A 16,473-nucleotide genomic window follows, 5' to 3' on the forward strand; every position below is an offset into this window, starting at 1 on the left:
CCGCGACCACGCCGTAGAGCAAAACTCCGGCTAGACCGTGCCGCCGTTGACGCGGATGTTCTGCGCGGTCACCCAGCCGCCCACGTCGGAGGCCAGAAAGGTGACCACTGCGGCGATCTCTTCCGGGCGGCCGAGCCGGCCGAAGGCGCTCAGCGCCTCCAGGCCCGCCAGGAACTCCGGGCTCTTGCCGATGCGGTAGGTCTCGGTCTCGGTGGCGCCGGGGCTGACGGTGTTGATGCTGATCCCGCGCTTGCCGAAGTCTTTGGACAGGATGTGGGTGAACTGCTCGACCGCGCCCTTGGTGGCGTCGTAGACGGCATAGCCCGGCAGCATCAGGGCGGTGGTCGAGCTGGAGATGGTGATGATTCGCCCACCGTCGGCCAGCTTGTCCCAGGCCAGCTGCAGGCCGTTGAACACGCCCTTGACGTTCACCCCGAAGCTGAGGTCGAACTCCTCGGCGGTGACCTGGTCGAACGGCTTGGTGATCGCCACCGCCGCATTGTTCACCAGGATGTCCCAGCGGCCGTAGCTGTCGATCAGCCGGTCCACCATGGCCACATACTCGTCCCGGTCGCGCACGTCGGCGGCCAGGTCGATGACCGTGCCGCCGGACGATGTGATCTCGGCGACGGCGGCCGCGGCCACCTCCGGGGTGTGCGGGTGATTGATCGCCACTCGCGCGCCCGCCGCGGCCAGCGCATGCGCGATGGCCTTGCCGATGCCGGTGGCGGCGCCGGTCACCAGCGCCACCTTTCCGGTCAGTGCCTGATCAGGGTTCTCGGACATGAGAGCTCCTCGGGTTGATTGGCGCTGCGGATTCACTCGAACCAGTAGTCCAGCCAGACCTCAGCGCCCTCACCGAGATTCGCCTTGAATCCGCCGGTGCCGCGCAGGCCGACCAGATCGCCGGTGCCCGAGCCGGGCACCACGAACCAGTCGCCGCTGACGATGCTCCCGGCCACCGTGCCCTGGTCTTGCAGCAGGAAGGTGCCCGCCCGGCCGGCGATCGTGCCGGTCACCCGCTCGATGCCGACGAAGCTGGCGCCCCCGTCGGCGGTGGCGGACTGCAGAAACTCCACCACCCCGTCGCCGTCGATGTCGCCGCTGAAGCTTTCCTCGACGTGGATGCGGGTCAGCACGGGACCCTCGGCGGGTTCGTCGTAAACGGCCGGCTCGTACTTGTTTACGGTGATCCGAGCGGCGGCGTGGGTGGTTTCGGGAGTGCTCACAGGAAGTTCCAATCTGGCCGTAGGTGTCAGGCACCCAGCGTCGCAGCAGGATCGCGGTGCCGGATAGGACCGCCGGTGCCACGGCCGGGACCGAACGCGTCAGGAAGCACCAGCCGCAGCGCGTGGGTGGGGGCCGCGCCGGTGCGCCACCAGAGGGCCTGGACGCTGGCGCAGAGCTGAACCACCAGTACCGATACCGAGATCCCGCGCCGCCGCGTGGCGCCTGGCAGCGCTCCCGGCATCGGGCGTCCTCAGATGTGGATGTATCCGCTGGTGAGCGTCGCATCGTCGAGACGAGGCGCGATGGATTCTCCACCGAGCGCCGTGCGCAACTCGATCTGCTCGTCCCGCACGACATGCATGACGGCGTTGATCAGCGCGAGGTGAGTGAATGCCTGGGGATAGTTGCCCCAGTGCCGGCCGGTCACGGGGTCGATCTCCTCGGCGTAGAGGCCCAATGGGCTGGCGTAGCCGAGAAGTCTTTCGCACAACTGCTTGGCACGGTATTTCTCGCCGATTTCCGATAGCGCGGACACCAGCCAGAACGAGCAGATCGTGAAGGTGCCTTCCTCCCCGGCACAGCCGTCGTCGGTTTCGTCGGTGCGGTAGCGCAGGACGAGTCCGTCGTTGGTGAGTTCGTCGGCGATGGCGAGCACAGTTTTTCGTACCCGTTCGTCGTCGGGAGGAAGGAAACGAACCAGGGGGATGAGCAGGGTCGAGGCGTCCAGTGCCGTGCTGCCGTAGTACTGGGTGAAGACGCCCCGCGAGTCGACCGCGTTGGCGCAGATGTCGGCCCGGATGTCGTCTGCCGCCTGTTGCCAGCGGGCAGCGCGTTCGAAGTCCTGGTGGATGCGGGCCAGGCGTGCGCCGCGGTCGGCGGCGACCCAGCACATGACTTTGCTGGAGGTGAAGTGTTGCGGCTTTCCGCGCACTTCCCAGATGCCTTGGTCAGGCTCGCGCCATACTGCGAGCGCGCTTTTGACCGCCCAACGCAGCAGCGGCCAGGTGCGCGCGTCGATCTGGTCTTGATTGCGGGCGTAGAGGTAGACCGAGTCCAGCGCTGCACCCCAGACGTCGTGCTGGCGTTGGCGATAGGCGTCGTTGCCGACACGCACCGGGCGGGAGTTGTCGTACCCGCGAAGGTTGTCCAGCGTGTATTCGCGCAGGTCGGTTTCGCCGCCGATGCCGTAGACGATCTGCATGTCCTCGGCATTTTCGGCCAGATTGATGATGTGGGAGAAGTAGTCGTTGGCTTCCCAGGTGAAGCCGAGGGTGTACAGCCCCCACAGCGCGAAGGCCGAGTCCCGGATCCAGGTGTAGCGATAGTCCCAATTACGGTCTCCACCAGGGGTTTCCGGCAGTGAGGTAGTGGGGGCGGCGACGATGGCGCCGGTCGGGGCGAAGGTCAGGCCTTTGAGGGTCAGGGCGCTGCGAGTGAGCTGGGCGCTCCACGGGTGATCCGGAAACCGGCCGCGGGCCAGCCAGTGCCGCCAGTGGTGCACGGTCCGCACCAGCCGTTCGTTGGCCTCTTCGGCGGTTTCGGGCGCCGCCCGGCTACCCCACGAGAGTGCACAGTAGCGGGTGTCACCACTCTTGAGCAGGGTACGGGCGACTGCTCGCGAGCCCTCGAGTCCGAGGTGCAGGTCGGTGGTCAGCCGCAGCGGCAGATCGATGCCGTCGGCGCCGGCCTGGGCGAGGTGGTAACTGTCGAGGTATTCCCACGTAGCATGAGTTCGGCCGTAGTCGTAGGCAGGCTGGCAGTCGAGGACGAATTGGATCTGTCCGGTCTCGCAGTGCACGGTGCGCAGCAGGATGTGTTCGGCGTCGTAGTCGGTGGGCGCGCGGCGGTGAGCACTGCGGCCGGGCTGCTGGTGCCGCCACGGGCCGACCAGCAGGACATCGCGCACGGTTGCCCACCCTTCGCCGCTACGCCAACTCGTCTCCATGACCATCGTCCCGGGGATATATCGGCGATCGGCCGGGGTCGTGATGTCGTCGGGAGCGAAGCGAAACGACCCGGCGGAACGATCGAGGATGGCCCCGAAGACGCTGGGCGAATCCATCCGGGGCAAGCACATCCACTCGATGGCGCCGCTGGGCGCGATGAGGACGGTGACCTCGGAATCGGAGATGAACGCGTAGTCGTCGATGCGCGGAAAAGCCGAGACCCGGGGCGGGTGTTCCGGATGATCGTTCATGCGGTGCTCCCATTCGTCACCTGCTCGATCCGGTTCGGACGCTGCTTCGATCCTATGGCCGACTTTGTATTTGCCATAGCCGCGGCCTCGATCCGGACTTCGTCATCCTGCTCCGGCTGTACAACGTCCCCGGCCGCCGGTTCCGGGCGCCCGACCTCGCCGCGGCGCTGAACTGCGACGAAGTTCGAGATAAGCCCTGATCAGGGCCCATGCTCTCGGCACTCACACGCTCAGCATCGAACGCGACCTCGGCGGCCTGGCACTAGAAGATTTTGGTGCCCTCGCGGTTTATTCCGCCAGGAATGAACATCCAGAAGGGGCCCACGTAGAACCCCGGCTCGGGATACTTCTGGCTGCTATTCGCGGAGAAGGTCAACCGTCCGTCATCAATCATCACAAGTGAAGAGCTGGGTGCTGTTTCGGCATACAGGTTGGCTGCGACTTTTTCCCGTATATTTTTGACCTCTGGTGGAGCATCGAGCACTCGACCTTTATAGTCGCGTATTTTCCCGAAAATATCCGGATGCTTCCAGGTTGCGAGACATAAGGCGGAGATTCCGACGTAGAAGCTCCATTCGTTGGCTGCCTCGGAGCCGTTGGCCGGGCCTGCTTCGAGATAGGAGTTCAGACTAGTGCCGGACTTCCCGGGAAAGTACGACAGATAACGGCCGTTGTTCAGGGAATCGGTCGTCTCGTCGGTCGTCTCGTCGGTTGCTGTCTGCGCGTGAGCCAGCGGCGTCGAGTTCAACGAGACGATCGAGCCATCGGGTGCCGTCAGGGTAGGAGTGAAGTCTGGGCTGCACGACACCACCGAGTATGCCTCCACTCGACTCGCGCTATCGACGATGATGTCGACGAAGTGTTCACGGCGCATGTAGGTCATCTGCCGCCATCCCTGCGCGGCGGGGCCCTCCGAGTACGTGAGGGTGGGCGGCCCCAGCTTGGACTCGAAGTACTCCAGATTTTCTCCGGCGTGAAGAGAATTCAACTGCGCGTATTCTACGGGGCGCCAGTTGTATTTGTGCCACACGGTCGGTGCGAACTGAAGTATCAGCGTCACAGCCGCAATGAGCCCGGAGATGGTCAGGACCGCTTTGATGCCGAAGTTGAATGGCGTCCATATATGCTTCATCTTCGCTGCAATCGCGTTCGGATTGCCCCCGCCGCGATCGGTGTGGCCGGCTACCGCAGCAGCCTCCGGTGCGGCAGAGTCGGGCGAACTGTCTTGGTCCATCCTGCTCTCCATCCACGCGGACGATGGCTCTGAGGAGTGCAAGCACTTTGCAGGTTACGCCACGGCGGCGACACAGGGGTCGAATGGGCGTCGGCAGACTCACTCGGGTCCGGGCTGTCAGGGTTCCGGTAGTAACCGCCGAAAGCGGGCGGATTTGGTGTGGCTGCTGGTCGAGGGGCTCCGAGCAAGTCCGCCCCGTACCGGGCAGTCACCGCGGGCATGCTCGCAGCAATCCTTCACGCCGCCCCGACGGCCGAATCCCGCTCGCTGCCGCGCCTGGTGCGGGCCGGTCTGGGCGAGCGGGCCTGTCCGCCGCCGCCTGCGCCGCCTCGCGCGGTGCGCACCGACGTGTAGGCTCGAAGTATTCGGTGGCATCACGCGCGCTGACCAGCAGAGATCGCGCCGTTCCCGAATTGGGGTATCCGGCCTTCCCAGCGGGCCGCGGCAGGAGCGTCTGATGACGCCACGATCAAAGAGCGCGCCTTCGGCACCGCTTTATCGCACGCCCACTGACACCCCACGATTCCGTCTGCGCCCGGACTCCGAGACCAGCGGCTACATTGACGCGACCTGGTGGCCACGATCGAGCAACCTCGCTGTCGAGCTCCCCGGCCTCATAACCGCACTCCGTCCGCAAACAGGACCGATACAGCGCATCGTCTACGACCCGCGCGCCTGGTCACCGACCGACCGGCACCACCTCATGGCCGACCACACCATACGACTGGACCGGTATCCGTTCGAACTGTTCGGCACCATGTACATGTGCGGGATCGACGGCACCGTGATCGTGCTGCAAGCCATCCCTTCCAGCACCGACCCGGCCCTGGCACAGTCCGCGCTCGCGGCGGCCGGGCGAGCTGCCCGGATCGACCCAGCACAGAAGCGACGGCCATGAACCACGAACCCCGACCACGCCCCATCACCGACTACGCCCCGATGAACGCCGCGACACCGTCTCCTCGCAACCGGCAGCCCTTCCCCACCCCGACCCGCACCCCGCGCCTACTCCTGCGCCGCCGCGACACCGGACCGGCACCTGTCGACGGGTCACACTGATTCTCATAGACACGAATGCAGTGGTTCACGGTGTGCACTGAACCACCAGCGGTCCCGCGCCGATTCCTCCTGTTGACCATGACCGGGACAACACTTACGCTGATTGGTATATCAGTTATAAACACAGTTGTTGCGCAGGCTCCGTCACAGAGGGGGTGAGCCCGCGCCGCTGTAGGCGCCAGGCATCGCGCGTCGGCAACCGCCACAGGAAGGGACCACTATGGGTACGTCGCCCCGCGTCGTGATCATCGGAGCCGGCATCGTCGGCGCCAACCTGGCCGACGAGCTGGCCGCTCGGGGCTGGGACCGGATCACCGTGCTCGATCAGGGCCCGCTTCCGCTGACCGGCGGTTCGACCTCGCACGCACCCGGCCTGGTCTTTCAGACCAACGCCTCGAAGACGATGACCGAGTTCGCCCGATACACGGTCGAGAAGTTCCTGAGCATGGACGTCGAGGGCCAGTGGTGCTTCAACCAGGTGGGCGGCCTCGAGGTAGCCACCACCCCGGAGCGACTCGCCGACCTGCACCGCAAACAGGGATGGGCGACATCGTGGGGTATCGCCGGCACGGTCATCGATCCCGCGGAATGTGTGAAACTGCATCCGCTGGTGGACGAGAAGCAGATCCTCGGCGGTCTGTATGTGCCGACGGACGGGCTTGCCAAGGCCTCACGCGTCGTGGTCGCGTTGGCGCGCCGCGCGCAGGTGCGCGGTGTGGTGTTCCGGGGGCAGACCCGAGTGACCGGGATCAAGCAGAGCAACGGCCGGGTCACCGGCGTCGAGACCGCCGATGGCGTGATTCCGGCCGATATCGTGGTGTCCTGTGCGGGCTTCTGGGGGCCCGAGATCGGCGAGATGGTCGGTATGGACGTTCCGCTGCTGCCTTTGGCGCACCAGTACGCCAAGACCGGCCCGATTCCCGAACTCATGGGCCGCAATGCCGAAGTTGCCGAGGCCGGTTTCCCGATCCTGCGGCATCAAGACCAGGACCTGTATTTCCGCGAACATGTCGACCGCCTGGGAATCGGCAGCTACGCGCATCGCCCCATGCCGGTCGATCTTCGTGAATTGACATACGGCAGTGATGTTTCCGAATCGGATATGCCGTCGATGCTGCGGTTTACCGAGGAGGACTTCGCACCGTCGTGGAAGCAGAGCAAGCTGCTGCTTCCTTGTCTCCAGGACGCGAAAGTGCAGGAGGGATTCAACGGTGTCTTCTCGTTCACTCCTGACGGCGGACCGTTGATCGGCGAATCGGCCGACGTCGCGGGGTTCTGGATCGCCGAGGCAGTCTGGGTGACACATTCGGCCGGTGTCGCGCGGTCGGTGGCACAGTTGCTGATCGACGGGCGCAGTGAGATCGAGCTGCACGGTTGCGACGTGCACCGATTCGAAGAGGTGCAGTTGGCCCCGGATTACGTCAGCGAGACCTCGCAGCAGAACTTCGTCGAGATCTACGACGTCCTGCACCCCCTGCAGCCACGGGTCTCGCCCCGCAACCTGCGGGTGAGCCCGTTCCACGTCCGCCAGCAGGAACTCGGCGCCGTGTTCCTGGAGAGCGCCGGCTGGGAGCGCCCGCACTGGTTCGAGGCGAATGCCGCCCTGCTCGAAGATCTTCCGGCCGAGTGGACTCCTCCCGAGCGGGATCCATGGTCGGCCCAGTTCTACTCTCCGATCGCCGCGGCGGAGGCCTGGCGCACCCGCACCGCGGTCGCGATGTACGACATGACTCCGCTCAAACGGCTCGAGATCGCCGGGCCAGGCGCGCTGGCCCTACTGGACCGACTCACCACCGGGAAGATGGACAAGTCCGTCGGATCGGTCACGTATACCCTGGCCCTGGACGATGCCGGTGGGATACGCAGCGACCTGACGGTGACGCGACTGTCCGAGGACACCTTTCAGATCGGCGCGAACGGCAACCTCGATCTCGATTACTTCCGCCGGCAGGCGCCCTCGCACGGTAGCGTGCAGATCCGGGACATCACCGGCGGCACCTGCTGCATCGGCCTGTGGGGTCCGCGCGCCCGGGACCTGGTCGAGGCCCTCAGCAGCGACGACTTCTCGAACGAGAACTTCAAATACTTCCGCGCCAAGCAGGTTCGGATCGGCGGCATTCCGGTGACGGCGATGCGCCTGTCGTACGTCGGTGAGCTCGGCTGGGAGCTGTACACCTCCGCTGACAACGGCTTGCGGCTGTGGGATCTGCTCTGGGCGCAGGGGCGCGAACACGGGGTCATCGCCGCGGGAAGAGCCGCCTTCAACAGCTTGCGGCTGGAAAAAGGGTACCGGTCCTGGGGCACCGATATGACCACCGAGCACAACCCCTACGCTGCCGGGCTCGGTTTCGCGGTACGAATGAACAAGGGCGACTTCGTCGGTCGCCTTGCGCTGGAAGGTCTCTCCGAGGAGACGGTCGAACGCCGGCTGGCCTGTCTGATGGTCGACGATTGCCAGTCGGTCGTGCTCGGCCAGGAGCCCGTCTTCATCGATGGCCGACCGTCCGGATACATCACCAGCGCGGCATTCGGCCACACTGTCGGCGCCCCGATCGCGTATGCGTGGTTGCCCGCGTCCGCCGAAATCGATACCTCGGTGGAGATCGAATATTTCGGCACACGAATCTCCGCCACGGTTGTCGCCGAGCCGCTGTTCGATCCCGAAATGAAGAAAATCAAGTCCTGACTCGGCTCGGGTGGTCCCGGACGGAGCGAGACCACCCAGCCGGCCGCTTCCGCCGCGTGACGCCGATCGCACCGACAACGTCCGCAATCCTGGAGACGCAGATGCCGAACAATACTTTCACTCTCACCCTGTCCTGCGCGCAGCGTTTGGGCATCGTCCACGCTGTCAGCGCGTTCTTGTACCAGCACGACTGCGATATCGCACAGCATCAGCAGTTCGACGATACGAGGAACGGCTCGTTCTTTCTGCGCACTTCGTTCATCCCCAAGGATGACACCGACGTCGCACATCTGACCGAGCAATTCGACTCCGTCGCAACGGAATTCGGCATGTCCTACCAGTTCAACGACTGCAGGTCCCCGCGGGTGCTCGTCATGGTCTCACGTATGGGGCACTGCCTCAACGACCTGATCTTCCGTTGGCGGGCAGGCATTCTCGGCGCCGAGCTGGTGGCGGTCGTGTCCAACCACACCGACCTGCGTCCGATGGCCGACGCGGCCGGCCTTCCCTTCGTCCATGTTCCGGTGACTCCGAACACCAAGCCGCGGGCGGAGGCCGAACTGCTCGATCTCGTGCAGCGGTACGACGCCGATCTCGTCGTGCTGGCCCGATATATGCAGATCCTGTCCGATGACCTGTGCCGGGCCCTCCATGGCCGGGCGATCAACATCCACCATTCGTTCCTACCCGGATTCAAAGGCGCGAAGCCCTATCATCAGGCCTTCGATCGCGGGGTCAAACTCGTCGGCGCTACCGCACATTACGTCACCTCCGACCTCGACGAGGGGCCGATCATCGAGCAGGAGGTCACTCGGATCGATCACTCCTACGATCCCGAACGGCTGGCCACGGTCGGGCAGGACGTCGAAGCTCTGGCGCTGTCGCGGGCGGTCCGTTGGCACTGCGAACACCGAGTGCTGCTGCACGGACACCGCACCGTCGTGTTCAGTTGACCCGGCCGGAGCAGGCGACTACAGCAGTTCGCGGATCGCCTGCTCGAATCCCGTGACGTGAGCCAGGGTCAGCGAGGCCGCGGTCTCCGCGTCACCGTCCACGATGGCCTGCAACAGCGGCACATGCTCTTTGACATGGCTCGCCACATGCGGGAGCCGGTCGAGAAACAGGCACCAAATCCTGGTCGCATGCGAATCCAGGCTTACCAGAATGTCTTCCAGATGCGGATTGCCTGCGGCCCGGTAGATCTCGCGATGCATCCGGATGTCCTTGCGCAACAGCTCCCGCGGGTCGTCCGTATCGCGGAGTCCGGCGATTTCGTCGATCAGCAAGACGAGACGATCCCGCGTTTCCGCAGGCGCCGTCCTGGCCGCCCGAGCAGCAGCCATGGGCTCGAGTTGCCGGCGGATCTCGGAGATGTCGGCGAGATCGGTCATATCGACACCGGTGGCGAACGTTCCGCGCCGGGGATAGGCGACCACCAATCGATCGCGTTCCAGGCGCTTGAGCGCTTCACGCACCGGAGTGCGGCCGACGCCGAGTTCCGCGGCGAGGTGATCGTCGTTGATCGGATCCCCCGGGCGAATATCGAGCATGACCAGCCGATCCCTGATGACCTGGTATGCACTGTCCGCGTTCGTGCCGTTGGCCGGAGTCATCTCCACAGCACTCGAGCCGATCACGCTCATTCCCCTCTCCCGCTCTTGATATACCGCAAGCTCTTGACGTTCCATCCTATGTGACCCTAGCCTACCTTCAAGCTGATATACTAGTTCCATCATACTGATCGTCCAGGGAGGCGAATATGACGTCGGACATGTACTCGAGTCCGGCTGCGGCCGTGCAGGGAAACCCCACCCTGACCGCACAGCTTGCCGGCCTGGATCCCGATGTCCACCGGGCGATCGCCGCCGAGCTCGAACGCCAGCAGGGCACGCTCGAAATGATCGCCAGCGAGAATTTCGCCCCACTGGCCGTCATGCAGGCCCAGGGCTCGGTATTGACCAACAAATACGCCGAGGGCTACCCCGGACGGCGTTACTACGGCGGCTGTGAGCATGTCGACGTCATCGAACAGCTGGCGATCGATCGTGTGAAGTCGTTGTTCGGGGCCGAGTTCGCCAATGTCCAGCCGCATTCGGGGGCACAGGCCAATGCCGCGGCGATGTCGGCGTTGTTGCAGCCCGGCGACACCATTCTCGGCCTGGATCTGGCACACGGCGGCCACCTGACGCACGGTATGAAGCTGAACTTCTCCGGCAAGCTCTACGACGTCGCCGCTTACCACGTCCGCGCGCAGGACCACCTCGTGGACATGGACGAGGTTGAACATCTCGCTCGCGAACACCGTCCCAAGCTGATCCTGGCCGGCTGGTCCGCCTACCCACGCTTCCTGGACTTCGCGGCGTTCCGGCGCATCGCCGACGAAGTCGGCGCCTACCTCATGGTGGACATGGCACACTTCGCCGGACTGGTCGCAACCGGACTGCACCCCTCCCCCGTACCGCACGCGCACGTGGTCACCTCGACCACGCACAAGACACTCGGCGGTCCGCGTGGCGGCATCATCCTGACCAACGACGCGACCCTGGCGAAGAAGATCAACTCCTCGGTTTTCCCGGGACAGCAGGGCGGCCCGCTCGAACACGTCATCGCCGGCAAGGCCGTGTCGTTCAAACTCGCCGCCGAGCCCGAATTCCGCGAACGGCAGGAACGCACCTTGGCGGGCGCGAAGATTCTCGCGGACCGCCTGCTGCAACCGGACTCGCGCGCGGCCGGTGTCAACGTGGTCAGCGGCGGCACCGATGTCCATCTGGTGCTGGTGGATCTGCGGGAATCCGAACTCGACGGCAAACAGGCCGAGGATCGGCTGCACCGAGTCGGAATCACCGTGAACCGCAATGCGGTTCCGTTCGACCCACGCCCGCCGATGATCAGTTCCGGCGTTCGAATCGGCACTCCGGCACTGGCCACCCGCGGCTTCGATCACGATGCCTTCATCGAGGTCGCCGACATCATCGCGACCGCCCTGCGGCCGGGCACCGACGAGACCGATCTCGACGGGCTGCGCGCCCGGGTCGATGCCCTGGCGTCGCGCTTCCCGCTCTACCCCGGCCTGTCGGAGGTGCTGTGATGACAACCACCCAGCCACCGGGCGCCCACCTGCCCGAACACCCCGAATTCCTGTGGCGCAGTCCCGAACCGAAGAAGACCTACGATGTCGTCATCGTCGGAGGCGGGGGTCACGGACTGGCCACCGCCCACTATCTGGCGAAAAATCACGGCATCACCAATGTCGCGGTGCTGGAAAAGGGTTGGCTCGCAGGCGGAAACATGGCCCGCAACACGACGCTGATCCGGTCGAACTATCTGTGGGACGAAAGCGCCAGGATCTACGAGCACGCCCTGAAGCTGTGGGAGGGACTCGAGGACGACCTCGATTATCCGATCCTGTTCAGCCAGCGTGGCGTACTCAACCTGGCGCATAGCCTCCAGGACATCCGTGACAGTGTGCGCCGCGTCGAGGCCAACAAGCTCAACGGCATCGACGCCCAGTGGGTGGAGCCGGACGAGGTCAAGAAGCTGTGCCCGATCGTCAACATCTCCACCGATATCCGCTACCCCGTGCTCGGAGCGACCTATCAGCCGCGGGCCGGGATCGCCAAACACGACTACGTGGCATGGGGATTCGCCCGCCGTGCCGATGAGGCCGGCATCGACATCATTCAGAACTGCGAGGTCACCGGCTTCAGTACCGACGGCAATCGGGTGACCGGCGTGCGCACCACCCGCGGCGACATCGCGGCCGGGCAGGTAGCGCTCTGTGCGGCCGGGCACACCTCGACGCTCACCGACATGCTCGGCATTCGAACGCCGCTGCAGAGCCACCCCCTGCAGGCACTGGTGTCCGAACTGCTCGAACCCGTGCACCCGACCATCGTGATGTCCAACGCGATTCACGTCTATGTGTCGCAGGCGCACAAGGGCGAACTCGTGATGGGCGCGGGAATCGACTCCTACAACGGTTACGGCCAGCGCGGCGCCTTCCACATCATCGAACGCCAGATGGCCGCCGCCGTCGAACTGTTCCCGGTCTTCTCCCGCGCGCATCTGCTGCGCACGTGGGGCGGCATCGTCGATGTATGTCCCGACGCCTCCCCCATCGTCGGGCGCACTCCGTACGACAACGTCTACCTCAATTGTGGTTGGGGCACAGGCGGGTTCAAGGCCACCCCCGGTGTCGGCTGGTGCCTGGCCGACACGATCGCCAATGACGAGCCGCACGAGTACATCGCCCCGTTCGGGCTGGACAGATTCGTCACCGGCGCCCTCGTCGACGAACACGGCGCCGCCGCCGTGGCGCACTGAACAGGAGCCGCAATGCAATTGATCGAATGCCCGTGGTGCGGGCCACGAGAGGAAGTCGAATTCCACTACGGCGGCGAGGCTCACGTCGCATACCCCGCGGATCCACAGGCGCTGACCGACGAAGAATGGGCGCGGTACGTGTTCTATCGCTCGAATCCCAAGGGCCTGTTCGCCGAACGGTGGAACCACAGTGCCGGCTGCCGGCGGTGGTTCAACGCCGTCCGCGACACCGTCACCTACCGATTCCACAGCATCTACCGCTTGGACGAGCAGAAGCCGGCGATACCGTGAACCAACCATTTCGCACCCCCGACCGCGGCCGGATCGACCGCGATACCACCTGTACCTTCACCTTCGACGGGCGGGAGCTGACCGGGCACCCCGGCGACACGCTGGCCTCGGCGCTGCTCGCGCACGGCATCCACCGAATCACCAGCAGCATCAAGCTGGGTCGGCCGCGGGGTATCTCGGCGGCGTGGGCCGAGGACACCGGCGGGCTGGTCCAGATCGAAGAGCCGTTTCCGGAGCCGATGCTGCTGGCCACGACCATCGAGCTGTTCCACGGTCTCGCGGCCCGGGGGATCCCGGGGCAGGGACGGCTGGGCGAGATTCCCGACTCGGCGACGTACGACGCCAAGCACGTGCACGCCGACCTGCTGATCGTCGGCGCAGGACCGGCCGGGCTCGCCGCCGCGGTGACCGCAGCGCGCGCCGGTGCGCGGGTGGTGCTCGTCGACGAGCAGAGCGAGCCCGGCGGCGCACTGCTGGGCTCGACCGACACCATCGAGGGTGCGCCGGCCCTGGACTGGGTCGCCGTGGCGGCGGCCGAGCTGGCAACCTACCCCGATGTCCTGCACCTGCAACGCACCACCGCGTTCGGCCATTACGACGACGGCTTCGTGCTGGCTCTCGAGCGGCGCACCGACCACCTGGGCTGCGCCGCGCCCGCCGAGTTGAGCCGTCAGCGGGTGTGGCGCATCCGCGCCCGGCACGTCCTGGTCGCTACCGGCGCGCACGAGCGGCCGGTCGTGTTCACCGACAACGACCGGCCCGGGATCATGCTGGCGCACAGTGCCCGCACCTTCCTGCACCGCTACGGGGTGAAGGTCGGTACGCAGGCGGTGGTCTTCACCACCAACGACAGCGCCTATCTCGCCGCGATCGACCTGCACGACGCCGGTATCCGGATCAACGCCGTGGTCGAGGCCCGCGACGAGGCGCCGCAACGGTGGCAGCGGGAATGCGAACGGCGGGGCATCGCCGTTCGCACCGGATCCGTGGTGAGCGGTACGCGCGGCGAGGACCGCATCACCCATGCGGTCGTGACCGGGCCCTCGAATACCGGGCGTGAGCTCCGCGTACCGCTGGCCTGCGACGTACTGCTGGTCAGCGGAGGCTGGAATCCTGCCGTCCATCTCTTCAGCCAGGCACGTGGCACCCTGCGCTACGACGACGAGCTCGGTGCTTTCCTGCCGGGTGAATCGTTGCCGGGGGTTTCGATCGCCGGTGCTGCCAACGGCGTGTTCGATCTGACGGGCTGTGTGCACGAGGGCCGCGGGGCCGGCACCGCCGCTCTGCTCGGCCTCGGGGTCACAGCCTCCGTGTCCGAGGACCTCCCCGTCGAGGACGCCGGCGAGATCGCCCCGCCGTTGGTGCTCTGGCGCGTTCCGGACACGGCCGGTGAGGGGAGCCAGTTCGTGGACGTGCAACGCGATGCGACCGTGGCCGACCTCGCCCGCGCCGTCGGTGCCGGCATGCGGTCGATGGAACACATCAAGCGCTACACCACGATCGGCACCGCGCACGATCAGGGAAAGACATCCGGTGTCCTCGCTTCGGGGATCACGGCTGAACTCCTGAACATGCCGATCGAGAACCTCGGTACCACCACATTCAGGCCGCCGTACACACCGGTGGCGTTCGCGGCGCTCGCCGGACGTAGCCGAGGACGGCTGTTCGACCCCGAACGTGTGACGGCCGTGCATGATTGGCATGTCGCCCGTGGCGCGGTCTTCGAGGACGTCGGCCAATGGAAGCGCCCGCGCTACTATCCGTTGCCCGGTGAGGACATGGATGCCGCCGTGCTGCGGGAATGCACCGCGGTGCGCCGTCGCGTCGGTATCCTCGACGGCTCGACGCTCGGCAAGATCGATGTGCAGGGCCCGGACGCCGGGGCGCTGCTCGACATGCTCTACACGAACATGATGAGCACCCTGAAGGTGGGGATGGTCCGGTACGGCGTGATGTGCGGGATCGACGGCATGGTCATCGACGACGGCACCGTGATGCGGCTGGCACAGGACCGTTTCCAAGTGTTCACCACCACCGGCAATGCGGCGAAAATCCTCGACTGGATGGAGGAATGGTTGCAGACCGAGTGGCCGCACCTGGTGGTCCGGCTCACCTCGGTCACCGAGCAGTGGGCGACTTTTCCGGTCGCAGGGCCGAAATCGCGCGAGGTCATCGGACGGGTCTTCCCGGATCTCGAGGTGAGTAACGAGGCTTTTCCCTTCATGGCGTGGCGCGACACCCGCATCGGCGAGGTGCCTGTCCGAGTGGCACGGGTGAGTTTCTCCGGTGAGCTCGCATTCGAGGTCAACGTCGACAGCTGGCACGCCGCAGCCCTGTGGGAGCGACTCGTTTCGGCCGGCGCCGAGTTCGGCATCACGCCGTACGGCACCGAGACGATGCATGTGCTGCGTGCCGAGAAGGGCTATCCGATCATCGGCCAGGACACCGACGGCACGGTCACACCACAGGATCTCGGAATGAGCTGGGCGGTGTCCAAGAAGAAGGCCGATTTCGTGGGCAAACGCTCCTTCACACGCGCGGAGAATCTCAATCCACTGCGCAAGCAATTCGTCGGGCTGTTGCCCGTGGACCGAGACACGGTGCTGCCGGAGGGCGCTCAGATCATCGAACCGGTCACCGACGGTCAACTGCCGCCGGCGCCGGTACCGATGCTCGGGCATGTCACCTCGAGCTATCGCAGCGCCGAACTCGGCCGCCCGTTCGCACTTGCCCTGGTCAAGGGCGGCCACTCGCGAATAGGCGAGACCCTGCACGTTCCCGTGGACGGCACGCTGGTACCGGTCGAGGTCACCGGCACCGTCCTGGTCGATCCCGAAGGAGCACGGCGCGATGGCTGACACTCTCACTGCGGCAAGCCCGTTGCACGACTGGCGGCAGCGGTTCGGTGAACTTCCGGCATCGGTGACCATGGCGGAGGAACCGTTCCTCGCGATGGTGGACCTGTGGGTGGACCCGGCCGGGCCCGGCCACACGGCGGCGCGCGAGATACTCGGCTTCGACCTGCCCACCACACCCGCGACCGCGGCTGGCGTGTCACACACGAGTGCGATCTGGCTGGGCCCGCAGGAATGGCTGGTGACCAGCCGCACGATCGCGGCGAACACACTGGAAACCGAACTGCGCGCGGCCGTCGGCACGCACGGCGGCGCGGCCGTCGACGTCTCCGGTCAACGGACCGCGGTGCGGCTCAGTGGGTCTCGTGTCCGCGATGTCCTTGCGAAAGGCTGCTCGATCGACCTGCACCCGAGGGTCTTCCGCGCCGGTTCGGCGGTGCAGAGCATGCTCGGCCTGGCGGCAGTGGTGCTGATCGCCCTGGACGACTATGGGACCGACTACCGAGTCCTGGTGCGGTCCTCGTTCGCGCGATATCTCGCGCAGTGGCTGACCGACGCCGCCGCAGAGTTCGGCACCGGCAGATAATGCAATCAGCCA

General features: G+C 65.7%; 15 protein-coding genes. 9 read left to right on the plus strand and 6 right to left on the minus strand.

The features are described from left to right. Positions 1-30 precede the first annotated feature (30 nt). The 5 genes from KO481_RS37775 to KO481_RS37795 all read right to left on the minus strand — a co-directional run bounded on the left by KO481_RS37775 (position 31) and on the right by KO481_RS37795 (position 4,661). Positions 31-786 (minus strand): SDR family oxidoreductase, encoded by a 756-nt coding sequence (locus tag KO481_RS37775; protein ID WP_215923348.1) that lies wholly within the window; start codon positions 784-786, stop codon positions 31-33. Positions 787-818: 32 nt separating this feature from the next. Then, positions 819-1,229, minus strand: coding sequence for a DUF3224 domain-containing protein (locus KO481_RS37780; RefSeq protein WP_215923349.1), 411 nt, complete (start codon positions 1,227-1,229; stop codon positions 819-821). A gap of 26 nt (positions 1,230-1,255) precedes the next feature. After that, a complete protein-coding gene (locus tag KO481_RS37785) occupies positions 1,256-1,471 on the minus strand; it encodes a hypothetical protein (RefSeq protein WP_215923350.1) in 216 nt (71 codons plus the stop codon). A gap of 9 nt (positions 1,472-1,480) precedes the next feature. After that, complete coding sequence (locus KO481_RS37790; RefSeq protein WP_215923351.1) at positions 1,481-3,427, minus strand: glycoside hydrolase family 15 protein; 1,947 nt, start codon at positions 3,425-3,427, stop codon at positions 1,481-1,483. A gap of 262 nt (positions 3,428-3,689) precedes the next feature. Then, the gene (locus tag KO481_RS37795) at positions 3,690-4,661 is read right to left on the minus strand and encodes an ETEC_3214 domain-containing protein (protein WP_215923352.1); all 972 of its coding nucleotides are present in this window, start codon (positions 4,659-4,661) and stop codon (positions 3,690-3,692) included. Positions 4,662-4,820: 159 nt separating this feature from the next. On the opposite strand from KO481_RS37795, the gene KO481_RS37800 reads away from it, so the two are divergent. The 4 genes from KO481_RS37800 (at position 4,821) to purU (ending at position 9,359) form a co-directional block, all read left to right on the plus strand. After that, positions 4,821-5,015 carry a hypothetical protein gene (locus KO481_RS37800; protein ID WP_215923353.1) on the plus strand — a complete coding sequence of 65 codons (195 nt, stop codon included), beginning with the start codon at positions 4,821-4,823 and terminating at the stop codon, positions 5,013-5,015. A 103-nt stretch (positions 5,016-5,118) separates the two neighbouring features. Further along, positions 5,119-5,559, plus strand: a complete 441-nt coding sequence (locus KO481_RS43685; RefSeq protein ID WP_245402104.1) for a DUF5994 family protein — start codon at positions 5,119-5,121, stop codon at positions 5,557-5,559. Between the two features lie 381 nt (positions 5,560-5,940). Further along, entirely contained in the window at positions 5,941-8,406 is a 2,466-nt protein-coding gene (locus tag KO481_RS37810) for a GcvT family protein (protein WP_215923355.1), read from the plus strand. A gap of 101 nt (positions 8,407-8,507) precedes the next feature. Further along, entirely contained in the window at positions 8,508-9,359 is an 852-nt protein-coding gene (gene purU / locus KO481_RS37815; RefSeq protein ID WP_215923356.1) for a formyltetrahydrofolate deformylase, read from the plus strand. 18 nt (positions 9,360-9,377) lie between these two features. Here the strand turns inward: purU and KO481_RS37820 are convergent, their stop codons facing one another. Further along, entirely contained in the window at positions 9,378-10,049 is a 672-nt protein-coding gene (locus KO481_RS37820) for a GntR family transcriptional regulator (protein ID WP_215923357.1), read from the minus strand. A 128-nt stretch (positions 10,050-10,177) separates the two neighbouring features. Between KO481_RS37820 and glyA the strand changes: the two genes are divergently transcribed. The 5 genes from glyA to KO481_RS37845 are packed head-to-tail and all read left to right on the plus strand — an operon-like array spanning position 10,178 to position 16,461. Continuing rightward, a complete protein-coding gene (gene glyA / locus KO481_RS37825) occupies positions 10,178-11,494 on the plus strand; it encodes a serine hydroxymethyltransferase (RefSeq protein WP_281066280.1) in 1,317 nt (438 codons plus the stop codon). Then, positions 11,494-12,729: a sarcosine oxidase subunit beta family protein gene (locus tag KO481_RS37830; RefSeq protein WP_215923358.1), complete on the plus strand. Its 1,236-nt coding sequence runs from the start codon at positions 11,494-11,496 to the stop codon at positions 12,727-12,729. The genes glyA and KO481_RS37830 overlap by 1 nt, the downstream gene beginning before the upstream one ends. Before the next feature lie 12 nt (positions 12,730-12,741). Then, the gene (locus tag KO481_RS37835) at positions 12,742-13,020 is read left to right on the plus strand and encodes a sarcosine oxidase subunit delta (protein ID WP_215923359.1); all 279 of its coding nucleotides are present in this window, start codon (positions 12,742-12,744) and stop codon (positions 13,018-13,020) included. Then, a complete protein-coding gene (locus KO481_RS37840) occupies positions 13,017-15,878 on the plus strand; it encodes a 2Fe-2S iron-sulfur cluster-binding protein (RefSeq protein WP_215923360.1) in 2,862 nt (953 codons plus the stop codon). The genes KO481_RS37835 and KO481_RS37840 overlap by 4 nt, the downstream gene beginning before the upstream one ends. Continuing rightward, positions 15,871-16,461, plus strand: a complete 591-nt coding sequence (locus tag KO481_RS37845) for a sarcosine oxidase subunit gamma (protein ID WP_215923361.1) — start codon at positions 15,871-15,873, stop codon at positions 16,459-16,461. The genes KO481_RS37840 and KO481_RS37845 overlap by 8 nt, the downstream gene beginning before the upstream one ends. Positions 16,462-16,473 lie beyond the last annotated feature (12 nt).

The organism is Nocardia albiluteola (assembly GCF_018860155.1).
Taxonomy (GTDB): domain Bacteria; phylum Actinomycetota; class Actinomycetes; order Mycobacteriales; family Mycobacteriaceae; genus Nocardia; species Nocardia albiluteola.